A 25,884-nucleotide genomic window follows, 5' to 3' on the forward strand; every position below is an offset into this window, starting at 1 on the left:
TATCGATTTGTGTAGGACAAATTTCAGCACTATGCTACGCGCCGACAAGTACGGACTTACGATTCAGATAGGGATAAATTTATCCCTATTGAACCTCCCAAGGCATATGTTTATATTTGCAGCATGTACGAAAGAAAGACAATGCCCAACCTGAATTGCGGGCTCGACCTGATCGGTGAGGTGCTTTATGGCAAATGGAAAATACGGCTTTTGTGGTTCATTCACCAAGGTTTTCAACGCCCCAGCGAGCTGCAACGGAAAATCCCTGATGCATCCCGCCGGGTGTTGAATGTGCAGTTGAAAGAACTCGAAAATCATGAGCTGGTCGGGAAAATCATTTATCCCGTAGTCCCGCCAAAAGTCGAGTATTATCTTACTGATTTTGGTAAATCACTGATCCCCGTCATTGGCGCAATCGGCGAGTGGGGTGATCAAAATGACCAGCGTTTGCGTGAGCTTATCGAAAAGAACATTCAGTCTTAGCAGACACATTTTCCGCACACGCTTTTTCCAAAATCTGCTCCATTTCCGGAAGCAAACCAGGGATCGGCGTGTCGCCCATATTAGTCAGCATCACTATGTAACGGCTGGGTTAGTCTAAAAAGTCGGTCGTATTTCTGAACTTCTCCTAAGACGTTATCTCCGAGTAAATTTGCTTGAATTGAAGCTGATTTAACACTTTTTGGTAAAGTAATTAAAAATAGCACCACCTTAAAGTGTAACTGCTGAACATCCATCATTCTAATGTTTGAAGTCGGCAATTATTGTATAATGATCTGAAAGTTCAGAAGTTTCGGAGACGTTTAATATTTAGGCTTCAAACATTTCGGGCAAGGCTCTGAGTGGTTAATAATCGACGCTCCAAACTTCGTTTACCTGCTCCGGCTGAACCAAAGGTTTCTTGACCCGATCAGGTAATCGCCGTTTTCCCTTTCGCCTCTTATTCAGCTTCAAAACTTGATTAATGCGGTGAACTCGCTTACTGAATTAGTGTGAGGCTATTTCAGTGTAATACAATTAGTTATTTTCGAGGAAATGCTATCAGCTTAAAAGTCAGGACCACATATATGACAGTTTTTGATTTCATAAAATTCTCTCGGTACATTCACGTCGTCAAATATTTTCCGTCCTAATGCAAATGGAATCGATTTCTTGATTGGCTACTTTATCATTTCTAATGAGTTCCATCACTACACTTACTTTATTTCGGTTTCAAAATTCACAAGCTAAAATGTGGGCTTTCGGGCAAATGCAGTTTGCACATGCTTATATCAGCAAAACGCCAGGGTTGCAATTTTACAAACTCATGGGCAGCGGTCGCGAGCCGGGTTTTAGCCCATTGCCTGACTGGGGTGTGTATGCTATGTTGGGTATTTGGGACAATGAGCAAAGCGCTGATCATTTTTTTAACGATACTGAAATTTTTAAGCGATACCAGGCGCACAGCAGTGAGCAGTGGACCATCTACATGAAACCCATACAAGCCAAGGGCCTTTGGTCAGGACGTAATCCATTTACCCCCTCAACAGATTTGGATGATGACAACCCGCTCATTGCAGTAATTACGCGTGCAACCATTAAGGCTAGTAAACTGATCAGATTTTGGGACTATGTTCCTACATCCCAGCAACCCATTGTGCAAGGTTGTGAAGGGCTGATTTATACCAAAGGAGTTGGCGAGGCACCGCTGGTTCAGATGGCCACTTTCAGCATATGGGAGAATATAGACGCCTTGAAAAACTATGCCTACAATAGCCCCGAACATCAGGAGGCCATCCGAAAAACCCGAAAAATAGATTGGTATAAAGAAGAGTTATTTGCGCGTTTTCAGCCTTACCGCTCAGTAGGAACCTGGGGTGGTGAAAATGTTTTGGCTCCCTATTTAGACCATTGACGCTTTGCTGAATGCCCAGACTCGCTCTGTGTGTAGCAATTAAAATTGGGCGCCTTTATTACTTACTTATCAAATAGAAGAAGACGAAAAATAGAACCTGAGAAGCAAAGTGATGTAACGGCAGCGGATACTTTGCCTGAGGTACATAATTTTTTACAAGCACCTGCAATACCAATGAAACTACAAACCAGTCTATGTAGTTGCGCAGCGGTGCATAACCTGCATTCCAATGCCAGTAATCGAATACCGAAGCCACGGGTTCAATAAAAAAATCGAGCGCAACCATTAGCGCAGCTCCGCAAACAGGCGCCATCCATGGGTTACCAATAAAACGCTTTGCGATAGTGGCTGTTATAAAAGTAAGCACCACCCAGTTGATGCCAATCAGCAAGGGAACGTTAGCCAATTTAGGCCCCATATTTTCACCGTACCAATAGTCTCCGAAAAGCAAACCGGTGTTTACTCCAATCATTTCAACGCCCATACCGGTAATGTAAACAAGTGACCAGATTAAGATGCCTGGCCAAACATTTTTAAGTGGAAAATTCCAGTACAAAAGTGCCAAGCCAAGCAGCAGGTTGAATGGTGTTTTTGGCAAAAACCAAGCGCCATAACCTAGCCATATGCCTATCATGCCTGAAATGGTTACCAGCCATATTGCAAATATGGAAGTGTTGCTTTTGACAGCCGAAAATGATAGTTCATTATTCATAAAGCCGAAATGATGAGCTTTGAAGTAATCTTTGCAGAATGCATGCACAAAGGAATACCGCCCCCGGGGTGGACGGATCCTCCGCAAAAATACAGTTGTTTTATTTTGTTTGAAAAATTGGGGTGTCTTAGAAAGGCCGCAAGTTTAGAATTGCTTGCCGCACCATACAATGCGCCACGGTAACTGCTTGTTCGTCTTTCAATTAGCGGGGGTGTTAGCACATCTTCTGCCATGATAAGTGCTGCAATGTCGGTGCCGAGCAGGCGGTTTAATTTGCTGATAATATTTTCGCGCGCCTGTGCCACCAATGCCTCCCAGTTTTGACCATAATCGCCCGGGGCATTAATCATCACAAACCAATTTTCGCATCCCGAAGGTGCGTCACCCGAAGTTTCTTTACTGCTAATGTTGATATAAACCGTAGGATCATTGAAAAGCGTTTGATGTTCGAACAAATGCGCGAATTCCTGCGGATAATCGCTGCTGAAAAATATGTTGTGCAAGTCCAATTGATCAAACGTACCGCGAATGCCCCAATAAAATATCACAGCAGAACTTGACCGCTCCTGCCTGAGCGTGCGCTCGGGATGCGGTTGTGATGGCAACAGTTTTTTATAGGTAGAAAATACGTCCATGTTCGACACGATGCTGTCTGCAAAATGCTGGCTGCTTGCCGTTTTAACCCCAACTGCCTTATTCCTCTCAACCAGTATTTGTTCTATTTTTTGATTAAAATGAAATCGGATGCCTTGTCTAAGTGCCAGTTGATACAGGCTGGTAGTGATACTGTGCATACCGCCATTTGGATAATAAGCGCCGAGGTAAAGTTCAAGATGTGGAATCATACTCATGATCCCCGGTGTGAGATACGGCGATGAGCCGTTATAAGTAGCATAGCGGTTAAATAACTGAACCAAATGCGGCTCACCGATCGCTGCCTCATTAAGCGCATCCAGACTAGTGCCCAAATTCATTTCCGATAGGTGAGCCAGGGCCTTAAGTGTATCCACAGAAAGATAAGTGCCCATTTTATGCAAAGATTTCTCAATGAATAAAGAAGCGGTAAGCTCATATTTCTTTTGTCCGTTTTTCAGATAAGATAAAATAGTTGCGGCGTCAATGCCAAATTTGGCTGCGGCCTCTTTTGCAAAAACTTCACGATCGGCATCAACAGTAAAGTGGATGCCATCTTCCCAAAAATAGTTGCAAACCGACTTCATGCGGTGATACTGAAAAAAATCAGATGGTTGTTCACCAAACAGTTCGAAAAGCTCGGTAATAAGTTGTGGCATGGTGAAGAGCGAAGGCCCTGCATCAAAACGGAAGCCGTTTATTTCGAAAGCATGCAGCTTGCCACCGGGATAATCGTTGCTCTCAAAAACATCCACTTCAACGCCTGCAGCACGCAAATGCAATGCAGTAGCAATGCCAGCTATACCTGAACCAATAATAATTGCTGACGGCATTTTTGAAGATGTATTTTTATGAATGATTTTTGATTTGTTGGAAGCGTATAAAGCTACGAAAGAAGTACGTGTAGGTTATACCCATGGGAGAGTAGGGTTTGAGAATCATAGCATGTTCAATTGATGTCTTAACAATGAGCGCAGCATAAGCCCGATCTTATTGTGGTTAGGGATCCTGATCCTGGCATCCATTACTTTTTCGGCCGGCGTCTGACTGATTCGAAGGAAAAGTTTTTGATAGTAACAATATGCCAAATATACACCACGCCTGGACGATGCAGGCAGTCGTTTTATACCAATCAATGCCTGCTCAAAATCCTGTCGGATCTGTTGTTGGATAATATCTTTGTCCGTACTTGTAAAAAGTGTAAAATTGATGCCTGGGAAATAACTACGACCCAGGTCTTGGTAATCAGCTTTTAAATCACGCAAAAAATTGACTTTCTGAAATGCGGCGCCCAGTTTCATAGCATAATACCTTAGGTCTTCATATTGCGCTGCGTCGCCTTCGGTGAATACACGCAGGCACATTAAGCCAACCACTTCGGCTGAGCCGAGTACATATTCCTTGAAACTATCTGGACTATGCTGCTTCTGACCAAGGTCCATTTCCATACTTTTTAGAAATGTATCAATCAATGACCACTCAATGCCATACTGGTTTACAACGTGTTGAAAGCTGTTTAAAATTGGATTGATACTGATGCCGGCAGCAATCGCTTCGGCGGTATCCTCCCTGATTTTGGCCATTAAACCGTGCTTGTTATAGCCGTGAAAGCTATCGACAATCTCGTCGGCTAGGCGGACAAACCCGTAGATGCTGTAAATTGGGGCGTGAAATTTAGGTTGTAAAAAGTGGATCCCTAGCGAGAAAGAAGTGCTGTACAGCTGCGTGGTTTTTTTGCTGCAACAGACCGACAATTGATCATATAAAGCCTTCATCGCATTTTGGTTTTGGTAGCTGACTATTTTGGTTCAAACGGAAAAACCTGCTCGTTGAAGTGGTGAAAGATTATCAAACACTTATCGAAGAAACCCTAAGAAAAGCTAATTCTGTTCCAAGAAGGGAGCCACTAGTCAATGGTAGAGTGTGAAAGAGTCAAAAATAAAGGTGAATGGTATTTAACTACAAGATTTGAAGTAGACTTACGAATCACGCAAAGAGCATGAATTGATACAATTACGGCTGCGGCCAGGAAGCAAATTTAACATAGGTTCCGCCTTATTAATGCTGTCCATAAAATTCTAACAATAGATGCTAAATTGATTACATTAACTCCTATCAAATGCCGGAACCGCTACGCTTTTTAGGTATAAATATGCGCAAGTTAACCACCGGGTATGGCGTAAGCAGAGTTCCCGACGCTGAGCCAGCCCTTTCAACATCGTGAAAGTATCCGTTGAGACACAAAACAACTTTCTGATTCTATACGAGATACTGCATAGAACGGCCAAACCTTAGGAACCATTCCAGGATGAGTAGAGATTTCCACCTAACAATAACATGATGGATCTCGGTTGCCGGGAATACTACATGTAAGATGGGTAAAATAACAGTGCTTACCTAGATCTGTCTAGAAATTAGAAAAGCTTCCTCTTATAAGAAGTATATATTTGTTCAAGTTTTGCATGGCCAGCAGTTAGTGAATGTTCATAGCTCTCTACCATTAGTCGTTTATAACCCTATGCAGAAACGGTGGTTAAAATGTAATTGGGACTATTGTCTCAAATGTATGTTTGGAGCTGATGAGTGCCTTTTACAGTTTAATTTACTTTAAGCCGAGCACCTTAAACTGCACTTCCCAGTGACGTAAATACACATTCAAACCGTCGTATGCTTATGGACAAAGTAAAAGGCGATGTAATGTGTTCCAGGTTGATCTGATTTTTTTTAGAATCCTATGAAAGATATCGATTTACTTGAAATAGCAGGCCCATCAAATCGTATGGCTTTGTCAGGTACATGTCAGCATGGCACTCACGAGCAATTTCAGGTAAATTGTACTCGCCTGAGCATAAAACGACGGGGAGTTTTTTATTTTTCGGGTCGGCTTTCAACTCCATACATAGTTCCGCCCCTTTTTTAGCAACCCCATTTATTCTAACGTCCAGCAAAATGAGGTCTGGATGTAGTATACTGATATGGTTTGTGTCAAGCGCTGTCTGGGAAAAAATTAACTCGTGGCCTGAATCACGGAAAACGATTTTCAGAAGCTCCAAAATGTCATTATCGTCATCAATGATAAGTATTCTCTTTTTCATAAATTAGCCAAGTGAGGAGTGGTATTGCTGAAATAACATATTGTCTTATAATCAAACAAGTATGCCACGAAATGATATTAACTGGTATGGGAATTTTAATGTTTAGATTTCTTTACCCAGTTCTATCTCATGAGGAGAATTCTGATAGTGGAGGATGATGGTGACATGTTAGAACTGTTAAGAATTGTTTTCCGTGACTCCGGTTATGATGTAACTTTTTCAAACAGAGCACTCGAAATTGATGACATTATGGTACTTCGGCCGAATTTGATTTTACTTGACGTGACACTAGAAAGTTCGCCAAAGTCAGGCGCAGCCATTTGCAGAGAACTGAAAAGTGATCCAGCTACGCATGAAATTCCCATAATTTTAATCTCTGGTGAACCGAATCTTGCTAAAATAGCTAAACTATGCAATGCAAATGCTTATTTTGCCAAACCTCTAGATATGCTAGGGTTACAAGTAATAGTAAACAAATTTCTCAATTGACCTATGCAGGAGCACGACGGGATTAATGTTACAAAGGTTGATCTTGAAGAATTTTTCCTTCATCACCTGAACAAAATTTACACCGCCAAAACATTGCTCGTTTCGGAACTACCTGAGCTGATGACCAATGCTCACTTCTCAGATTTGCGAGAAGCCATTGATCATACCATTGGAGAGGTAAAGCAGCAGATAGCAAGAATGGATAAGATCTATGAAGCTTTGCCTATTGTACATGCGAAGATCCATTCGAAAGGGCTAAAAGGACTAATTGAGGATTCGTTCAGTGAAATTAAAGCGCATAGCACTAATCCGGAATTACGTGATATGTCGATCCTATTTTATCTTCATTGTATTGAAAGTATCGAAACGGCTTCATTTCAAATACTTGAAATGGCCTCTGTTAAAATCAAGAACGACCAGGTAAAAGAATTAATAAAGCAGAATTACCAAGACGCGAAAGCTGATAAAACCTTGTACCTGCTGATTAGTGCCAAATATATTTCTACGGTTAATAAATAGAGCCTTCACCTAGATGATGGCTTCCAGAGTGAGAGAATTCCACACATTCCACCGTATACGGGTTAAAAATGGTCACCTGGAAATGTGAGTTGTTGCTAGGGGAAATTGATCTTGAAAATATTTTTGAAATCCCTATCATGCAACATTGAAGCGGAAAATAACACCAGGTTAAGTGAAGCCGGTGTCTGCGGCCTTCTACACGTGTCGTAGTGCTAAATAGTCACCTAGTATTATATGGTTATCTTGCACAAAAGTACTCCACCATCGCATTAGATAATGATCATGATGGCCCGCAAGAAGTTGTTTATCGTAGCCATAGGCTTTTCAGCCGGCGGAAGGGAAGATCTTTATGATTTCTTTTCGGATTTGCCCAAAGTACCTAATGATTAGAGTACTTTCTGAACTTGTGGCGGGAAAAGTACTCTTTACCATGCATCTGCTACTTCACACCAGCAAGCTGTTGATCGCGAAAAGGTTTAAGAAGGCATCTCTTCCCATTTTTATTCCGCTCTCGTTCAGATTTTCTGATCATGCTATAAAGTTTTCTTCCACCGATCCTAGGGTGATCACGGCGAATTTCATATACAAGAAGGATGACATCAGAATCATATGTTAGCTGACCAGCTCGACGCTTCCAATATCGATAATAGCTTTGTAGGGTGAAGCCAATCGGACCGCCGAAGCGGCACTTCTTCTAACTGTCGTATTTGAATAGTATGGTAATTCATTAAAATGAATCTGATTGCTTGATAACGCACCGGGCCCCGGCGCCTTTTTTTCGATGTCAAGTCCAAATTCCTGCTCTGCAACTTGGATCAGCGTGGACTAGTAAATAGCCTTAAATTTGGCAGCATCCAATTCTTCTTCCAGTGAACTGACTTTGGCCATCAATTCATCAACTTGCGCGGCTGCATCTTTGTCTGTTCTACCAAACTGTAATATTTTTGATGTAGACGGAACCAGCTTTTTGCTAACTGGATGTTCGAAAGCCTTGTCTTCTACCTTAACTAACCAAGTTTTGACCGTATGACGTGTGACGCTAAATTTGTTAGCTGCCTGAGTAATGTTAAGTTTGCCCTGATGAATCTCAGATACCATTTTAAGCATGGTTTGTCTATGCTGCCGCATACGTAGTTGTTTGAGTTGATCCATAATTTAATCATTGTGGTCAACTTATTTCAGGACAAGACACCAAGGATGATCCCGGGAACTGACGCCTACAAAATCGTATATGCAAACATTAAGCTACACAGTGTTGCAAGTATTCGGTTTGCCATTCCAGTCAGAGGAGTTCAGAGATTTTGCTCGCGCCTGCGCATATAATGCCTCAATCAAACTTTTTCCTAAGCCCTTTTACCAGCTTTTTCACGGCAGCTGATTGGGAGTTGAAGCCATTCATACCGTTGGGACTGGCCTTGTAAAACTCCGATTGCCATATTTCATCATTGTCCTTTGATTGCAGAGAGGCACTCAATGCCACACCTTTGCCGCCCCACGATGTCCAGGTGACACCGCCGGAAATTTTGGTTTCAAGTTTAAGCACAAAGTCAGCTTCGGCTTTGGAGGATGCTACTTTCCAGTAATCCCAATCCTGCAGTGCAGTTTTAAGCTCTTGCGCAGCACTTTTTCCCACATCCGTTTTATTGGCTTCCACATACACGGTGTTGCCTTTTTTCAAAACCTCTTCCTGCGCGAATGAAAGGGTAGCAGGCAGCATTAGTAATGTTAAAATGATTGATTTCATCGTGTTCAAAATTTGATCCGCTGCAAATCTCCGCAGTTCCTAAAACAAAAACCATCCCTGAAATCAGCCATAATTGGTGTTGTTGAAAATGGCTGTTTTCAGGGATGGTTTCCAAAATATCTTCCTTTCAACTTTGCAAAACCTCCTGATAACCATTCATCTCCAATTATTAAACCTTTTCAAAACATGAAAAAACAACTCATTCTAACAGCCGTATTCTTTGCATTTTTCCAAATTGCTGCACGCGCACAGAACGATATGTCAATCTTCATTGGTGGCGGCGGTGGCGGAAACCTGTCCACATATTCCTACACAGCCGACTACGCGGACACCTATACTTCTTCCAGCGCCAAACCGGGACTAAACGGCGGCTTCGTGTTCGGGATGGAGTTCGGGAAAATGGCAATCGTTTCCGGCGTAAACTTTATACAGAAGGGAACCAAGGCCGAGACCGATAATTACCGGATCGAAAACGATTATGTGGGTTTTGTAAAAGCAAGGGAAAACACGTCATTCATTAGCATTCCGCTGCTTTTTCGTTACCGCATCCTGGGTGAAAAAATCGGATTGGTCGCATCTGCCGGGCCATCGTTCAATGTCGCAGTCAGCGGCAATTCGCGGCTTGAACTCGAAGTGGCGGGCGTAGGCTCACGGAGTCAGTCGGGTGATATCAACTTTGGCAGCGGCATTAATGATACTTACAAGCGCTTCCAGCCAGGATTTATGCTTGGCCCCGGCATGCTGATGCCGGTCGGCGAAAAAGGAAAGCTGGCAGTGAACATGTTGTTTGATCTTGGTTTTGATGCAGTGAATAAGCGCAATGCAACAGCGCGCGGCATCAACGGAAAGGTTATGAATGTTTCCGCGATCCTGAACGTCACCTATACACACCACTTTGTTTTTGGCGATAAATACTGACCTGTATCATTAAGCACGGCCAAATCAACAGTTATGGCAAGGAACCGAGAACCTCAAATCTTCAATATCTCATTTCTGGACGTGATCTGCGGAGCGCTGGGTGCGGTAATATTTCTCTTCATCGCTGTGCCAAAAGGCGGTTCGCCTCCTTCTTACAAACAGCAGCTGGCCGTTTCCTATGACACCCTGCACAGGCAGTTGTTCGCCACTGTGGACGATAGCCTGAGGCACAAGCGTCCCGGCGACACATTACTCGTTATACTTGCTGATTACAAGGAGCTTCCGTCTGCAAAAGATTGCCCCGAATGTCCTGAATGTGAAACGTCCGCTCCGGCTGACACTCGCCGGGTAAGCGTCGCGCCCGATGAAGATCAGGCAGATATCACTCCGGAAAAAAAGGAGCCGGAGCCACCGAAACCCGAGGAGCTTAAAAACACCAAGTATCTAGGCGATCCGCCGGGCGTGCCCTGCAAGGTTTCTTTCGAAATTAGCTGGGCGGATATCGGCGATAATGTGGATCTGTTTGTTTGCAAAGGCGCCAAATGCGTCTCCGGCGGGGCACGTGAAATACGCGATATCGGGCAATGGGATAGCGGGAAAGCCAAAACCAAGTTCTTCGGAAGCGATCTGCGGACAACGCAGGAGGCCGTCCGGCAGTTTGATAAGGTGATTCCAGGCGAATATAAAATGTATGCAGTTTTCAAGGCAAGTGCCAAAAATAGTGCTTCCGTAGCCCTGCGGGGGCTTGTTTATTCTAAAAATGAAAACGGACAGGAGCAGGGCGAGCCATTCACTTCGACATTGCAGCTGAATGCGGAGCGATTGCTGCTTGCAACGGTAACGCTGGCAGAAAACGGAGAATTCAAACTGGTCAAAAATTAAAAACTTTTCAAAAATTATCTCGAAATCATGAACAGTAAAAGATTATATCACTTGTCTGTCAGTCTGATAGTCGCCGTTTCTATCTGGTTTGCATTGATCTTGCTGTCTTCCCTGTCACTGAGTCACGGGATCAACCGTTTCCTTCAGGCATTCGGCGGGTCTTTCGGCGGCTTCGTTCATGCGATCATTTACACGGCTTTTATTTTCGGCGTTCTTGAAATTGTCAGTTATCGCAAGTTTATCCGAAAACAAAACGAAGGTTTCGGCCTGAATGTGCTGCCTGTGGAGGATCAGCTTGTGCTTTCGCCGGATGAAGTGGCCAGGATAAAAATGAGCGTCCTGGATCTGGAAAAACACGGTTTCAGCTTTATGTTAACCGATTTTATCAAAAGGGCATGCACGCAATACCGGAACAATCAATCCATTTCGGAAACGCTTCAAGTGCTCAATGTGCAGATCGACAACAGTAAAACCGAGCTGGAAGGCAGGCTGGAAATCGCCCGTTTCCTCATCAACGCGATTGCTTCCCTGGGCTTTATCGGCACCATTTTGCATTTGGCCGGTTCCATCGGACTTTTCCATCTGGCCAAAACGGAAGGAGGGATGCCACTCGTAACCCAAAGTCTGAACATTGCCTTCGACACCACATTCATCGCGCTCTTTCTGGGTTTGATCCTGAGCTACTTCTACCACCGTTACCTGGAAGAGATCGATACTTTTTATTCCAGAATGAAGGCACATATCATTGATAACCTGATCAGTAGAATTTATAAGCAACAATCATGAAAACATTTCAAAAAATCGGCTTTAAACTGGCTTTCCTAACATTGTTTTGCATTGCCGGTTGCCGCGAAAAGGATGTTAACACCCTTGGCGATTTGCTGGGTGACAAAAATGCGGTCAATGAATGGGTGTATGCAACGATGCAGGACGGCTATTTCTGGTATAAAGAAATGCCTGCCAAAAGCAAACTGGATGCCCGCGCCGAGCCGGATGCCTACTTTGAAAATTTGATTTTTAACCGCAAAACGCATGACCGTTTCTCCATGATCACGCCGGATTTTGAAGCCACGCAGCAGCAGTTTAACGGGGTTACCAAAGCTTTCGGGATCCATTATATGCTTGGTTTTATTGATAGCGGAAAATCCAACATTGCCGCATTTCTCTCGCACGTAAGCAACGGAAGTCCTGCCCAGAGAGCGGGTTTAAAACGAGGTGACATCATTATCAAAGTGAACGGAACCCAGCTGACCGATGCCAACTATGCTGATCTGCTCGGTGCAGAATCCATCCGGGTGACTATGGGCAAAGTGAATGGTGAAGTGATCGAAAGTGTTGGCCAGGAAGTGACGTTGACCAGGGGACAGATTACGGAAAGCCCGATTGCTTTTTCAAAAATCATTACCAAACAAAACCGGAAGATCGGTTATCTGGTTTATAATCAATTCGTTCCCGGCACGGATGCGGATAAAGTTAAATATGACAACGAGTTACGGAATATTTTTGCGGATTTTAATAAGGCGGGCATACAGGAACTGGTGCTGGATCTGCGGCTGAATGGCGGCGGATATCTGAGCTCTGCGGTGACATTGGGCTCGCTGATCGTCAGTAATTACAGTGCTTCCAAGGTCTTTTATAAAGAGCAGTGGAACGAAAAATACATTAAATACTGGCAGGAAAAGAACGGTCCGGATGCACTAACCTATAAATTTGCCAAGGAACCCAGCAACATTGGTAACAGGCTCAACCGGATATTCGTGCTCACTTCCAATGGGACGGCATCGGCCAGCGAGCTGATTATCAATGGACTCAAACCGCATATGTCGGTGATCACCATTGGCGATAACACAGCGGGAAAGAACCTTTTCGGGTCGTTGATCGGGGATGAGAAAAAGCGGTGGAAATATGGACTTTATGTGATGCTGGGACAAACAGTGAATGCAAATGGCGACTCTGATTACGGCACTGTCGAGGGCATAAAGCCAACACACGCTGTTGACGATTCCAATGTGCCTTTTCTGCCCTTTGGGGATGAGAACGAAACATTGCTGCACGCAGCATTGACCCAAATGGGCATTACAACCCGGAATCCTGCACGCATGGCTGGAAGATTGCAGGTGCAGCGAACAGTTCGCCAAACACTCAGGGATACACCAGCAGCATGGAACGGGCTGATGGTCCGCGACACGGGCGAAGCAATGCCGCTTCCCATTGACTAAGGGCAACATTATTATCATTTATTGCTGGCAAATCGGAATGTTTTGAAAAATAAGATCTTCATAATCAGCAGCTTCATTTATTCGCTTTTAGCCGTGCCAGCTTTGCCGCTTTGTGCGCAGAGCCCGGTTACCGGCGTTAGTTATGTCGATAGTTTGCAAAATATCCTGAAAGGCAAGCAGAGTGATTCATTGCGCATTGCAACATTGTTATTGCTCTCAGATTATTACAGCGACAAGGATACATCACTGGCGGTGCAATATGTAAGAAAGGCGGCTGGTTATGTGAAACAAAACTCGTTTCAGGCGGCGCTTGTGCAATTTTACACGGCTGGCGTTTATTTTGATACGGATTTTAAGAGGAGCGAGGCAGGTTACCTGCGTGCAGAACAACTGCTGAGGCGGTTTGCCGGAAAGGCGGCGCTTGTTTACCGGGCCAGGGCCTGGAACAATTACGGCGCTTTGCGGCAACGCCAGGACGACGAGCTGCAATATGCCCGCATCCTGCTCGACCATGTGATCCCGCTTTCCCAGCAGGCAGGCGACAGCGCCCGGATGGCCCGGAATTACCATAATCTCGGTATGATCTTCTCCAATCAGCTCGATTATACAAAGGCCAAAAGTTATCTCAGCTCGGCCATTTCCATTCTGGAAAAAATAGCGCCTAATTCTCTTGAAATGGCTGATGCTTATATGTTTGCCTCTAAAAATTACATTTACCTTAAAGACTACCCACCCATCCGGCCTATGCTGGACAGCGCCTACGACATACTTTCAGAAGATCCGAACTCGGTTTACCTTATCGATTTTTACCTGGTGGAGGGCATGTATTATTCCCGGTTGCGCCAGTATGCCAAAGCCATGGAAAGTTTTGATAAGGGGATCTTACTTTGCGACAAGTTGGGAAAAGCTTATGACCGTCGCGGCATTATGCTTCAAATCTACTTTACCTACAAAGCGCAGGAAAACTATCCCAAAGCATTGCAGACAATGAAGGCCATCATGCGCAGCAAACCGCCGATAACGCGCTACCAAGACCGGATGCTGTATTATTACGAGCTTGCCCAGACCAGCGAGAAAGTGGGAGATATGACTGGTGCTTATCAGTGGCTTCGCAGATATACCGAACTCGCCGACAGCTCATATCAGGAACGCACGAAAGCCGAAATCGCCGATCTGGAAGCCAAATATAAGTCGGTTGAGAAAGAAAAAAAGATCAATGACTTACAGGCTAAAAATGAACGGGCCACATTAACGATTAAGAATAACAGGCTCCTAAGCTGGCTCCTGGCTGTGGTTTGTTTGTTTTTGCTCGTGGTCACGGTGCTCGTTTTGTTATTTTACCGAAATAATAAAAGGCTTTGGGCGCAGCAGCAGCAATTGCACGAGCTCGAATTGCAAAAGATAAAACAGGATCACCGCATCTCCATGCTTTCTGCCATGCTCGATGGGCAGGAGCGGGAACGTACGCGTCTGGCGCGTGACTTGCATGACGGCCTGGGTGGCCTGCTGAGCAGCATTAAAATTGAGCTTTCGCAACTGTCTGACAAACAGCATGTACCAATGAAAGTGGGAATACACAAAACGCTTTCCCATCTGGATGAAGCCGTGAATGAGCTGCGCAGGATTGCACGCAGCCTGATGCCCGAGATCCTGATGAAATATGGGCTTGCGGAAGCTACAAAGGAATTTTGTAAGAACCTGAAAGAAACCGGTGCTAATCTGGTTTGCCAGGTTTTTAATTACAAAGATTCCATGCCGAGGGAAAAACAGATTGTAATTTACCGGATTATTCAGGAACTGGTCAACAATGCATTGAAGCATGCTCAGGCGTCACAGATCCTGGTGATCATTCAACAAAGTGGCGATACATTATTTGTAACCGTGGAGGACGATGGCAAGAGTTTTGACATCAATAAAACTAACACCAAAGCAGGGTCGGGGCTTTCCAACATCAAAGCACGCGCCGATTTTTTGAATGCGCGGTTTGAAATCCAGTCTGCACCGCAAAAAGGAACAACTGTAACGGTAGAATGTGACATGCTATGAAAGTATTTATCATTGACGATCATCCGATTGTGCTCGACGGCCTTCGAAACCTGCTCGAAAGCAGGGAAGAAATGGAGGTCTCAGGCATGTATCAAACCGGCTCAGCTGTGCTGGATGCGCTCGAAACCACTGTCCCGGATGCCATGCTGATGGACATTAATCTGCCCGATATCAATGGTGTTACATTATGCCAGAAAATCAAGCAGAAATTTCCGGCTGCAAAGATCATTGCATTAAGCGTTCATAATGAGCGGACAGTCATCATGGGCATGCTGCAAAGCGGGGCGAGCGGCTATGTGCTCAAAAATGCGATAGGCAAAGACATTATCACTGCACTACACGCCGCCATGGACGGACAGATTTATCTGTGCCAGGGCACGCAGGCTGTTCTCAACAGCAGCCCGCCCAGCGATCAGAAGGAAATTCCCCGGCTTACCAGACGGGAAAAAGAAATCCTGCAACTGATCGGGACAGGGCATACTACGCAGCAGATTGCAGCAGCACTTTTTATTAGCACCCATACAGTTGAAAGCCACCGGAAAAACTTGATCGAAAAATTTGGCGCCCCCAACACGGCCACCGTCATTAAGATCGCCACAGACCTGGGTCTGACCTGATCCATACTAAACAATCCATTAATTCATATTTGAAATGAAAAAAATCTTTCTGGTAGTCCCTTTTTTTCTGGTTTGCATTGCTTGTCCGGCGCAGCTTTTGAACCGGATCAAAAATAAGGTCGAACAAAAGGTCGTTGATCAGGTCGATCAATCTATTGATAAAGCAGTACAAAAAAAGAAAGACAAAGACGGCACCGCTGCTGAAATGACTCCAGAAACCAATGAGCAACAGGCAAATACCCCCAATGTGCCTACACAATCTGATCCTCATCAACCAGTAGTAGCCGCTCTAACGAACACAGGCGACATTACCTCATATTCAAAATTTGATTTTATCGCTGGAAACAAGATCATTGTTCATGAGGACTTTTCAAAGGATGAGATCGGGGATTTTCCTACTAACTGGAACACGCGGTCGGGCGCTGAAATTGTTAACATCGAAGGCAAAACGGGAAAGTGGCTGCGAATTGACCAGGATGGCGTTTTCTATCCCGAGTACTTAACGAGTGACCTTCCTGAAAACTTCACGCTGCAGCTTGACCTGATAGGCAATAAAAATGTTTCCAATATTGGTGAATTCATGATCAGCTTCATGCAGACCAGCGACATAGACCAGAAGTTTGATTTGGGCAAGTCAAAAAGCATTGGCGGGCCTCACTTCAAAGTCGCATTTCAGCCAACTTCTTCTGATAAAGGTCAGCTGACTTATTCCTCAAATTTGATCGGTAGCCAGTTTAAATACGGTGTACCGGAATTCAATATTGAGAAAAATGCGGTTAAAGTCTCTATCTGGAGGCAGAAGCAACGGGTGCGTGTCTATTTGGACAGCACAAAGGTGTTGGATCTTCCAAGAGCGCTGGATGCGGCGGCAGCTTTGAATACATTGGCCTTCACAGCTATCTCGCCCGATTTTAACCAGAAAGGCGGCGCCTTTTTCCTGGGGAACATTCAACTCGCCGTTGGCGCTGCTGATACCCGTAATAAGTTAATTAGTGAAGGCAAATTCACTACGCGCGGGATCCTTTTCGATGTAAATAGTGCAAATATTTTGCCACAATCCTATGGAAGCCTCAAAGACATTGCGCAGGTTTTACACGAAAATGCTTCTATGCGCGTTCAAATCGTTGGGCATACAGATTCCGATGGAAATGATGATGCAAATCTCGACTTGTCGAAGCGCCGTGCCGCTGCTATTAAAGAATCTCTTATTACAGTTTTCAAAGTGGACGCCTCACGCGTTGAAACAGATGGCAAAGGAGAATCGCAGCCAGCAGATTCGAATGATACAATCTTAGGAAAGGCAAATAATCGCCGCGTCGAATTTGTCAGACTTTAGCAATTGTGGTGGTGATAGTTGCTGTGCGATGAGGTGAGGGAAGCAATGGCGTTCACTGCCAACCAAGCGTATAGATTAGGCACAAAAGCTTAGTTGAGTACAATATACCTTTGCCTTGATTGACCGAATTATTTAGGCAAACTTTCCTGCATCAGACCGCGTCATTCACAGATACGGCTTATCTTCTGACCGATATATTAGGTTTTGTTGCTGTGCTCCTGGTACAAATAAAAGAATCATCCCTGCCAACTTCAACAAGTAAAGCGGAGTGTTTTACAAACGTGCTGTGGTGGGATACAACCGGATGTGGTTCGATACGCGTGCTGAATTCTAGAACCGGAAACATTTTTGAATAATACAGTTTGACGGTTCAATCCCTAGTCATTCAAAGAAAGGAACGCCGGGGGTTGCGTATTTACGCATACCTTCTTCATTTATTTCAACACCAATCCCGGGTTTTTCAGAAACTTTGATAAATCCTTTGGTCACCATTTCTCCTTCGAACGTAACAATCTCTTTAAACATTGGATCCTTATGGAAGTAAATTTGCCACTCCATGATCATGAAATTAGGGACTGAAACGCAAACGTGAGTTGACGCCATTGCACCCAGATATGACGCCACCATATGTGGTGCAAATGGGACGTAATACAAATTGGCCAGGTTGGCTATCCGTTGCGCCTCGCCCAGTCCGCCTGCCTTTTGAAGATCTGGCATAATAATATCCACAGCGCCAAGCTCCAATAATGGTCTGAAACCCAAGGCTAAATAATGATTTTCACCTGCACAAATGGGAGTACTGGTCGAATCCGCTATTCTTTTGTACGCTTCCGCATTTTCTGCGGGTATTGGCTCTTCCAGCCACATCAAATTGAGAGGTTCAAGGACTTTTGCAACTTTTTCACCTGTAGGAGCGTCGTATCGGCCATGCATGTCGGCACAAATGTCAATTTTCGGACCCACGGCTGCTCGGGTGGCGGCCATCTGATCATACATTCGCTGCACTTCAGCCGGGCTGGCCGTCCAGTTATACCTATCATATTTATTCGGGTCATTTGCCTGGTCCAGATCGAACTTCACCGCAGTGAAGCCCATACCAACAGCTTCTTTTGCTGCTGCGGCAAAATCCTCGGGCTTGGGCAGCCGGTTTTGATACAAAGCGGTATCCATATAAACTCGGATATCGTCTCTAAATTTACCGCCCAAAAGCTGATATACTGGCAGTCCCAGAGCCTTCCCGGCCAAATCCCAAAGTGCGGTTTCCACTGCCGTGAGAACGGCAATATACATGCCCGACTGAGCACCTTCGAAAAAACCACTTCTCCTGATATCTTCAAAAAGCCGATGGACATTCAGCGGACTTTTGCCTTTGATCCGCTGAGCGAACATCTTTACCAGATGGTATGTCCCGGGTGTTGCATCCACGCCTTCGCCATGTCCCACTATATCCTGATTGGTGTATATTTTAACAAACAGACTATGGCCATTTCGAATGTATCCACATTTAATGTCAGTGATTTTTAAATCCGAAGGAGCCGAATTTTTTGGTGTTTTATCAATCGCATTTTCATACACTTCGCCAAACCCGGCAAGGGGTACACTTGCCAAGGCAGTTGAAATTGCGGCATTTTTGAAAAACTGTCGTCTTGAAGTAGGACTTGCCATAGAATGTGAATTGTGGTTTGCTAAAAAATTGAGCTACGAACCGCCTTGTCTCCATGAATTTACCAGGTTCGGGTCTTCAACAATTCCTGGATTTGCTCTTTTGGAACCGGCAATTGATCTATACGATCATTGAGCCATTGCGAAAAGTCTTTTTCAATTGCATCAGACCACCTTGAGTCAATCTGTCCGGGTGTATACTTTTGCTCACGAAGGCGCTGGTGCCCAAACATATCCCGCAATCTGACCACCTCAGAAGTTTTGACAACTTTTTCAGCCAGATGTGGAGGAATGAAAATCACTCCTCCATCCCTACCCAGTACAACATCACCTGGCAAGACGGCAGCATTTCCGATTTTTGTAGGCTGATTTATGCCGACCAAGGTGGTGTTTATCTCCTTACCAGGGCTGGTAAGGTGGTGAGATGGGTGATAACTCCTGAAAAATGAGGTAAATGAACCTATTTCTTTCAAACCATTAATGTCTCTGACCGCCCCATCATACACAATGCCATTTCCACTCTTGACATAAATAGAATTTGCCAGATTGTCACCGATAGTTGGGCCATCTTCATGGGCTCCAAATTGGTTGACCACATACACATCACCTTTCACGAGCATATCAATAGGCCAGGAATTTTGTGACTTTACCCTGCCATCTTTGGTATGACCACGTTCATCGATCGCCAGGTGGATGTCTGGCCTCCCGGGGATAAATGAAGCCGTCAAGGCCCGTCCAACAAGCACCGAGTCTGGATTAATGGTCTGCCAGTTGTCGTCATACTGATGTTTGAAATTTTCTCCTTTTAATACTGCCCAAGCCTCTTCCAATGTGACAAGTTTCATTCTTTTCAGAATGGCGTCAGGAACTTTCGGTCGGCCGTCGGAAAATCGATCACCCTTCCAGAGCGGAGTGAGAAAAAGCAGTTCATTTTTTGTGATTTGCTGAGAAATAACGTTTTCTGTGCAAAGCAGACCGAGTACAAGTAGAAGCAGTCTTTTCATAATATCAAATTATCTTTGATAAAGACCCGTTCAACATCGTTCTACTTTAAGCAAAAATGGAACAACAGGCAGAAAAAATATCAATATTAAACATCATTTTTTTTATTCATATGCGTAACCAATCAAAGCAAGAGCTGGGTGTGCCGTCTAAATTTTCTAAAGGAAAGATGTCCTTACCGAAACGCTTTATTGGTTCGAGCACACAATTAAGAATCAAGCGAATAATAAAACAAAGTAACCTCCAACCCAGTTCTACATATTCCACTCTATTGTCCAAGCTCGCATTCCCGCTTGAACACCAAACACTTTCATACAGCCAAGTTTATTGCTTGTAGGCTTCCCATTTTTAGAGGAGCTGTGATTTAGACTAGTGACCATTTTGTTGAAATGGCCACTACCATGTTCTGCCATGTTCCACTTTGATAGATCGCTCGCAGTTGAATACAGGTTGCCCGACCCTTTCATTAAAGCGTAGTCCCGATGTGGTGCTGCGATTAGTCGATCTGCTAATTGATGATGCGGCGAGCCCATTCCATTGATAATGTCTGTTGCATTGCCTACATCTGTATGATCCATACGCAATGGAGTGAGGGAAACTGGACGTCTAGCTCCAATGAAGCTTTTCCTACGGACCGTCGATAGATTATACTACCATTCCCGGCAATCAGTACTGTACCGTTAAAGCCAATTGATTGCTGCTGCACGCTCAAATAACGGTCAATCAAGTCGGTCTGTTCTTTTTGAATCTGGGGCTACGGATTGCGTCAGAAAGCCTGGTACACAAATAAAACGAGTAAATATGTTTTTAGTCTTTTCATCTCTTTCCTGTTAATCCGCAGTATTAGTAGGGATTTATTGAAGAAGATTACAGTGATAGATAAATATTTATTTTCTGGATACAAGTGTTGGTGGGTTGAGCCAACCATTTACTATGGGACCTCTGAGAAATTTGAGAAATTGTCTATGTAGTTCAACACTCTTCGCAATAATTGCGTATTTAATCTTGAAATTTGCATATACGTCTAATCGCGTACTTAGACACATAAAGATGAAACGACTCGTTTATTTTTTTTTATTTAATTTGTTCGTTGCTTCCTGCAATCGAGTTGAAAAACCTAGTAGCCAGACAGGCATACCTATTAAATATGGGTCAAATCATGGGAAGTATGTGACGATACACAATACAAAAATCTATTACGAGGAATATGGTAAAGGAATTCCCTTGCTACTCTTGCATCAAGGGCTGGGCTCGATCGAAAACCTAGCGGGCATCATTCCCGAACTCTCAAAACATTATAGAGTTATAGCACCGGATGCGCCGGGACACGGCCGCTCCGAGCATGCTGATAGTTTAAGTGGCGAATTGCTAGCTGAATACAATTCACAGCTTATCGACCAACTGAAACTGGACAGCGCTTATGTGATGGGCTGGAGCACAGGAGGGAACACTGCACTGCTGCTTGCCGCCAACAGACCTGACAAAATAAAAAAAGTCGTCAGCGGTGCTTCGAACTCCAAAGCCAGTGGACTAACTGATGAAGCCCGCGGTTTATTGAAAGAATATACCATTGAAGCGGTAAAAGAGGACAAGGATTGGTTGGAAAACTATCAGCGAATGAATCCCGAACCTGAAAAATGGATAAAATTTTGGGAGGACAATCAAAAGGCTTGGGAAAGGGAAATCAAAATTCCAGACGACAAAATCGCAAGCATCGAGGTGCCCGTGTTATTAATACGTGGTGACAGGGATATGATCAAACTCGGCCATACGATATCGATTTTTGAAGCACTTCGCTATGGACAATTATGTGTTTATCCTAATATAGGGCATGAAATGCCAGACGAAAAAGGAGAAACGCTATGCCAGATAGCCATTGAATTTTTAAATGAGAAAGCCGTATTAAGTAACGCTTCAGCGAAATAATTATACTGGCTGCTTAATAAAAGAATATTTGCCTTATGAGCGAAGAGTTTGTGAGCAATTTAGTGGTAGTCGCTAAATATGTATTAATCTAAATATTCCGTTTAAGTTTCTAACAAGGCATTGTCTATAAAGCAGTTACATAATTATGAAAAGATAACTTACTTTTTTAATTCTGCTGTGCGCATTGCTTCCCGCTTGCAAACAAAATGATACTATCTCTCCTTCTAAGCCATTGAATAGACTCTACCAAGGAGAGGTCACCTATGTTGCTTTAACTGCTACCGCCGAGCTCGACACATCTTACCCTGCAAACACGCATAGCATAGAATTTGAAATAGCAAATAATACGTTTAATAGGGCAGAATGCGGTTGTAAAGGTGGGGTGTCAATTATACCTTATCAAATGTCGCAGCATTCATTGGTACAGAAAAAGCATGTTTGGATACCGGTGGTGGTGACTCAGTTTGGTCATTTAGAAATGGTATAATTGGTAGATTTTCATTCAAGGTCAAGGGCGATACTTTGGAGCTCGTTGCACCTGGGAGTAAAAATCCTTTTGAGAGCTGACCAGGCCGTGTGCGCATGCCATCTGTATGACAAACTGCTCCTGCAATGCCAGGCTAAGGACTTTAAGCTTGACGACAACGTGCCATACTTGGGATGGATCGGGCACAAACAGCACAAGATCTACACCTTCAAGGTCAATTTTTACTCAGCATTGTGCATCAAAGAGCGTCAGCCTTGGAGTTCTGAAATGAGTCCTGAGTAACACAGGGCTTCGAAAAGTACCATTAATATTTATCGCCCCTGTCACATAAATGTCAAAAAGTGCGACAAGACCGCCCTTCAGGGGATGGAATAGCAGTGTTACGTTTGATTCTTTCAGTTATTGGCTAATTACTCAGCACAATCGTACCGAGGTCTAATACCGACTTTATAACATATAGTAATTGGTACGAGTATCTAATAGACTATTTAAATAATATTTATAAAGATAGTCAGGGAGGTTTAAACCGATTTGCGTCACCTGTGGGTACAAATCACTCTAAACCAACTTAACTATGAAACGACCCTCTACGCGCATTCCGTGGGGAAGTCTCGCTCTGCTGTCAGGTATCTGGCTGTGCCCGGGGCTTCAAACGGAAGCAAGAAGCGGCATCCTGGCGAGCGTCAGGCACGAATCGACGGCCGCTGTGACCATCACTGGTAAGGTAACCGATGAAAAAGGGGCCGGGCTACCCGGGGTGAATGTCATCGAAAAGGGCACTGCCAACGGGACCACCACCAGCCCGGACGGAGACTACAAGATCACAGTTGCCGGCGCCTCGTCGGTGCTGACATTCAGCTTTATCGGCTACATTCCCCAGGAAACTACCGTCGAAAACCGCACATCGGTCAGTATTCAACTCGCCCCAGAGGACAAATCGTTGGATGAAATAGTCGTTGTAGGCTACGGAACCCAGAAAAAAGTGAATGTCACCGGCGCAGTCTCAGCCATTAAAATCGACGACAAAATTACTAACCGCTCACTCAGCAACGTTTCATCGGGTCTTCAAGGATTGGTACCAGGGCTTGCCGTAAACCAGAATTCGGGTATGGCCGGCCGAAACAATGCGTCGCTGGTGATCCGGGGATTGGGAACCGTCAACAACGCTAGCCCGCTGGTCGTCGTCGACGGAATGCCTGATGTGGACATCAACAGACTGAATATGAATGATATTGAAACTGTATCTATTCTGAAAGACGCCACATCTTCATCTGTCTACGGATCTCGTGCTGCAAACGGCGTTATCCTGATCACCACCAAATCGGGTAAGGGACAGGAAAAAGCATCCATCAATTTCTCAGGAAACTATGGGGTTCAGGTTCCGACCCGATCCTATGAATTTCTTTCAAATTATCCGCGCACGCTCACGCTCCACCAGCGCGCAGCGGCTGTGAACACATTGCGTTCCAACTTCAATTTCAAAGACGGCACCATTGACCAATGGATGGCGATGGGAATGATTGATCCGGTCGCGTTTCCGAACACCGACTGGTGGGATGTGATTCTGCGCACAGGTTCGGTTCAGAACTACAACCTGTCTTCTTCCGGTGGCGGCGACAAGTCTAATTTCTTCATTTCCGTGGGGTTAATGAATGAAAAAGGATTACAGGTCAACAATGATTTCAAACGTTACAATGCGCGCTTCAACTACGATTACAAGATAAGAAAGAACATTAATACAGGTGTGAAATTCAATGGAAACTGGTCGAATATGACTTATGCGTTGGAGGACGGTTTCACCGATGACGACGCTGCCAACACAGCGGGCTTTGATATGCAATATGCAATTCCGGGTATTTTGCCGTATGATCCGACAACTGGTTACTTTGGAGGTGTGATGGCTTATAACGAAGATCCTCAGGCTTATAACCCATACACACTTTATGTCAACCAGCTTAACAAGCAAAACAGGCAGGAAGCGAATGTCAATATGTACGTGGATTGGACGCCGATCAAAGGACTGACTGCCCGCATTGATTACGCACTGAATTATTTCAACCAGTTTCGCTGGAATGCGGCCATGCCCAACCAGTCCTACAATTTCCAGACAAACACATTTGGCAGTCGCGTGTATGTAGGACCAAACGCTAGTGTAGGGAACTTTACAAACACGGGTTACAAAACGCTCCTGAACGGAAGGCTGAATTACAACACGACCATTGCCAAGAACCACGAGCTCGGCGCAATGTTCGTTTACAGTGAAGAATACTGGTACGACCGTTATCAGGCTACTTCAAGGAACGACAGGCTGCACCCGTCTTTGCACGAAGTGGACGCAGCTTTGACCGACATTCAATCCACCGCCGGTAATTCTTCGACAGAAGGTTTGCGCTCTTACATTGGTCGGGTAAATTATGCTGCTTTCGACAAATATCTGCTCGAAGTGAATTTCCGTTCGGATGGTTCTTCCAGGTTCCTGCCTGGCAGCCAGTTTGGTTTCTTTCCATCCGCAGCATTGGGTTGGCGCTTTACGGAGGAAGCATTCATCAACCGTTACACCAGTGGTATTCTTACCAACGGAAAGATCCGTGCTTCTTACGGAAGTCTTGGAAATAACAGCGGTGTAGGCCGTTACGAGCAGCAATCTACGCTTGCTGCAAGCAATTATATGGTCAACGGCCAGATTGTAAAGGGTTTTGTAAATCGAAAACTCGTTAATAAAGACTTGTCCTGGGAAACAACAAAAGTATTTAACCTGGGTCTGGATCTGAGCTTCCTGAACAACCGCCTCACGGCTGAAATCGATTATTACGACCGCCTTACCACCGGCATGAACCGTCCTTCGGAAATGTCGAACCTGCTCACGGGTGCATATGATGCGCCGCGCAAGAACATCGGTAACCTGCGTAACCGCGGTATCGAAGGGAACCTGACCTGGCGTGACAGGAAAGGTGCTGTGAATTACTCATTGGCAGTGAATGCGTCTTACAACAGGACCAACCTGGAATCATGGAATGAATTTCTGGCGAGAGGCTACACTTTTTTAAATATGCCTTATCACTTTCTGTACAGTTACCAGGATGCCGGCGTTGCCCAAACTTGGCAGGATGTGTACAATGCAACGCCGCAAGGTGCTTCTCCGGGCGATATTTTACGCAAGGATGTCAATGGCGATGGAAGAATTTCGGATGAGGATAAAGTGGCTTACCCGAGAGTTCAGCGCGATCGCCCGACAACCAACTTCGCAGTAAACGGAAGCGTCTCGTGGCGTGGAATTGACCTGACATTCCTTTTGCAGGGAGCTTCGGGCCGCAAAGATTATTGGATCAATATCTACAACAATGTCAACTTCGGAGCGCAGCGTTATGCATCCACACAAGGACATTGGGACAATCCATGGTCGGTGGAAAACCGCGACGGTACATGGCCGAGACTGAACGGAAATGCCAACCGCGAGGAAACGAGCTTCTGGCTTGATAACCTGTCTTACCTGCGTGTGAAGAACATTCAGCTGGGTTACAACCTGCCCATAACATTGACCAAAAAGCTGGGCATGACCAACTTTCGCATCTTCGCTTCATCTGAAAATCTAGCTACAATCACCAAGTTCCGCGGACTGGATCCTGAGAAAGCCGGAAACAGAAGCGATGCATATCCTTTGAACAAATCCTATTCGGTTGGTATCAATATAGGAATCTAAAAG

At 44.7% G+C, this 25,884-nt stretch carries 22 protein-coding genes and 1 pseudogene; 13 read left to right on the forward strand and 10 right to left on the reverse strand.

Going from position 1 to position 25,884, the window contains the following annotated elements; translation table 11 throughout:
• Nucleotides 1–123 precede the first annotated feature (123 nt).
• On the forward strand, nucleotides 124–483 hold the full coding sequence (locus NFI80_RS00605; RefSeq protein WP_233793555.1) for a winged helix-turn-helix transcriptional regulator: 360 nt from the start codon (nucleotides 124–126) through the stop codon (nucleotides 481–483).
• A gap of 366 nt (nucleotides 484–849) precedes the next feature.
• Here NFI80_RS00605 and NFI80_RS00610 read toward each other — a convergent pair.
• Nucleotides 850–984: pseudogene (locus NFI80_RS00610) on the reverse strand (IS3 family transposase); the annotation flags it as partial.
• 193 nt (nucleotides 985–1,177) lie between these two features.
• Here NFI80_RS00610 and NFI80_RS00615 point away from each other — a divergent pair.
• Complete coding sequence (locus tag NFI80_RS00615) at nucleotides 1,178–1,894, forward strand: spheroidene monooxygenase (protein WP_235164307.1); 717 nt, start codon at nucleotides 1,178–1,180, stop codon at nucleotides 1,892–1,894.
• Between the two features lie 58 nt (nucleotides 1,895–1,952).
• On the opposite strand, the gene NFI80_RS00620 is transcribed toward NFI80_RS00615, so the two are convergent.
• The 4 genes from NFI80_RS00620 to NFI80_RS00635 form a co-directional block, all read right to left on the reverse strand.
• Nucleotides 1,953–2,528 (reverse strand): carotenoid biosynthesis protein, encoded by a 576-nt coding sequence (locus NFI80_RS00620; RefSeq protein WP_235164308.1) that lies wholly within the window; start codon nucleotides 2,526–2,528, stop codon nucleotides 1,953–1,955.
• 74 nt (nucleotides 2,529–2,602) lie between these two features.
• Complete coding sequence (crtD, locus tag NFI80_RS00625; RefSeq protein WP_235164309.1) at nucleotides 2,603–4,072, reverse strand: 1-hydroxycarotenoid 3,4-desaturase CrtD; 1,470 nt, start codon at nucleotides 4,070–4,072, stop codon at nucleotides 2,603–2,605.
• Between the two features lie 105 nt (nucleotides 4,073–4,177).
• Nucleotides 4,178–5,014, reverse strand: a complete 837-nt coding sequence (locus tag NFI80_RS00630; protein WP_235164310.1) for a phytoene/squalene synthase family protein — start codon at nucleotides 5,012–5,014, stop codon at nucleotides 4,178–4,180.
• Nucleotides 5,015–5,971: 957 nt separating this feature from the next.
• A complete protein-coding gene (locus tag NFI80_RS00635) occupies nucleotides 5,972–6,334 on the reverse strand; it encodes a response regulator (protein ID WP_235164311.1) in 363 nt (120 codons plus the stop codon).
• Nucleotides 6,335–6,463: 129 nt separating this feature from the next.
• Here NFI80_RS00635 and NFI80_RS00640 point away from each other — a divergent pair, with 129 nt between their 5' ends.
• Together NFI80_RS00640 and NFI80_RS00645 are read left to right on the forward strand one after the other, a co-directional pair.
• Nucleotides 6,464–6,823: a response regulator gene (locus NFI80_RS00640; RefSeq protein WP_235164312.1), complete on the forward strand. Its 360-nt coding sequence runs from the start codon at nucleotides 6,464–6,466 to the stop codon at nucleotides 6,821–6,823.
• Between the two features lie 3 nt (nucleotides 6,824–6,826).
• Entirely contained in the window at nucleotides 6,827–7,342 is a 516-nt protein-coding gene (locus NFI80_RS00645) for a DUF892 family protein (RefSeq protein WP_235164313.1), read from the forward strand.
• Between the two features lie 825 nt (nucleotides 7,343–8,167).
• Here NFI80_RS00645 and NFI80_RS00650 read toward each other — a convergent pair.
• Together NFI80_RS00650 and NFI80_RS00655 are read right to left on the reverse strand one after the other, a co-directional pair.
• On the reverse strand, nucleotides 8,168–8,494 hold the full coding sequence (locus NFI80_RS00650) for a hypothetical protein (RefSeq protein ID WP_235164314.1): 327 nt from the start codon (nucleotides 8,492–8,494) through the stop codon (nucleotides 8,168–8,170).
• A 175-nt stretch (nucleotides 8,495–8,669) separates the two neighbouring features.
• Nucleotides 8,670–9,086 (reverse strand): hypothetical protein, encoded by a 417-nt coding sequence (locus tag NFI80_RS00655; protein WP_235164315.1) that lies wholly within the window; start codon nucleotides 9,084–9,086, stop codon nucleotides 8,670–8,672.
• A 186-nt stretch (nucleotides 9,087–9,272) separates the two neighbouring features.
• Between NFI80_RS00655 and NFI80_RS00660 the strand changes: the two genes are divergently transcribed.
• From NFI80_RS00660 to NFI80_RS00690, 7 genes are read left to right on the forward strand one after another with little or no spacing between them, the layout of a single operon-like run.
• Nucleotides 9,273–10,004, forward strand: coding sequence for an outer membrane beta-barrel protein (locus NFI80_RS00660; RefSeq protein ID WP_235164316.1), 732 nt, complete (start codon nucleotides 9,273–9,275; stop codon nucleotides 10,002–10,004).
• Nucleotides 10,005–10,037: 33 nt separating this feature from the next.
• Nucleotides 10,038–10,886 (forward strand): hypothetical protein, encoded by an 849-nt coding sequence (locus NFI80_RS00665; RefSeq protein WP_235164317.1) that lies wholly within the window; start codon nucleotides 10,038–10,040, stop codon nucleotides 10,884–10,886.
• 27 nt (nucleotides 10,887–10,913) lie between these two features.
• Nucleotides 10,914–11,672 carry a MotA/TolQ/ExbB proton channel family protein gene (locus NFI80_RS00670; protein WP_235164318.1) on the forward strand — a complete coding sequence of 253 codons (759 nt, stop codon included), beginning with the start codon at nucleotides 10,914–10,916 and terminating at the stop codon, nucleotides 11,670–11,672.
• On the forward strand, nucleotides 11,669–13,105 hold the full coding sequence (locus tag NFI80_RS00675) for a S41 family peptidase (protein WP_235164319.1): 1,437 nt from the start codon (nucleotides 11,669–11,671) through the stop codon (nucleotides 13,103–13,105). The genes NFI80_RS00670 and NFI80_RS00675 overlap by 4 nt, the downstream gene beginning before the upstream one ends.
• Nucleotides 13,106–13,147: 42 nt before the next feature.
• Nucleotides 13,148–15,151: an ATP-binding protein gene (locus NFI80_RS00680; RefSeq protein ID WP_235164320.1), complete on the forward strand. Its 2,004-nt coding sequence runs from the start codon at nucleotides 13,148–13,150 to the stop codon at nucleotides 15,149–15,151.
• Nucleotides 15,148–15,768: a response regulator gene (locus NFI80_RS00685; protein ID WP_235164321.1), complete on the forward strand. Its 621-nt coding sequence runs from the start codon at nucleotides 15,148–15,150 to the stop codon at nucleotides 15,766–15,768. Before NFI80_RS00680 ends, NFI80_RS00685 begins: the two co-directional genes overlap by 4 nt.
• A 34-nt stretch (nucleotides 15,769–15,802) precedes the next feature.
• Nucleotides 15,803–17,104, forward strand: a complete 1,302-nt coding sequence (locus NFI80_RS00690; protein ID WP_235164322.1) for an OmpA family protein — start codon at nucleotides 15,803–15,805, stop codon at nucleotides 17,102–17,104.
• Nucleotides 17,105–17,485: 381 nt separating this feature from the next.
• On the opposite strand, the gene NFI80_RS00695 is transcribed toward NFI80_RS00690, so the two are convergent.
• The 3 genes from NFI80_RS00695 to NFI80_RS00705 form a co-directional block, all read right to left on the reverse strand.
• On the reverse strand, nucleotides 17,486–18,769 hold the full coding sequence (locus NFI80_RS00695; RefSeq protein ID WP_235159673.1) for a mandelate racemase/muconate lactonizing enzyme family protein: 1,284 nt from the start codon (nucleotides 18,767–18,769) through the stop codon (nucleotides 17,486–17,488).
• Nucleotides 18,770–18,828: 59 nt separating this feature from the next.
• Nucleotides 18,829–19,770 (reverse strand): RraA family protein, encoded by a 942-nt coding sequence (locus NFI80_RS00700; RefSeq protein ID WP_235164323.1) that lies wholly within the window; start codon nucleotides 19,768–19,770, stop codon nucleotides 18,829–18,831.
• A gap of 252 nt (nucleotides 19,771–20,022) precedes the next feature.
• Entirely contained in the window at nucleotides 20,023–20,346 is a 324-nt protein-coding gene (locus tag NFI80_RS00705; RefSeq protein WP_235164324.1) for a hypothetical protein, read from the reverse strand.
• A 472-nt stretch (nucleotides 20,347–20,818) separates the two neighbouring features.
• On the opposite strand from NFI80_RS00705, the gene NFI80_RS00710 reads away from it, so the two are divergent.
• Both NFI80_RS00710 and NFI80_RS00715 read left to right on the forward strand, forming a co-directional pair.
• Entirely contained in the window at nucleotides 20,819–21,694 is an 876-nt protein-coding gene (locus NFI80_RS00710; protein ID WP_235164325.1) for an alpha/beta fold hydrolase, read from the forward strand.
• Between the two features lie 1,061 nt (nucleotides 21,695–22,755).
• Complete coding sequence (locus NFI80_RS00715; protein WP_235164326.1) at nucleotides 22,756–25,881, forward strand: SusC/RagA family TonB-linked outer membrane protein; 3,126 nt, start codon at nucleotides 22,756–22,758, stop codon at nucleotides 25,879–25,881.
• The last annotated feature ends 3 nt before the right edge of the window (nucleotides 25,882–25,884 follow it).

The organism is Dyadobacter chenhuakuii (genome assembly GCF_023821985.2).
Lineage (GTDB): Bacteria > Bacteroidota > Bacteroidia > Cytophagales > Spirosomataceae > Dyadobacter > Dyadobacter chenhuakuii.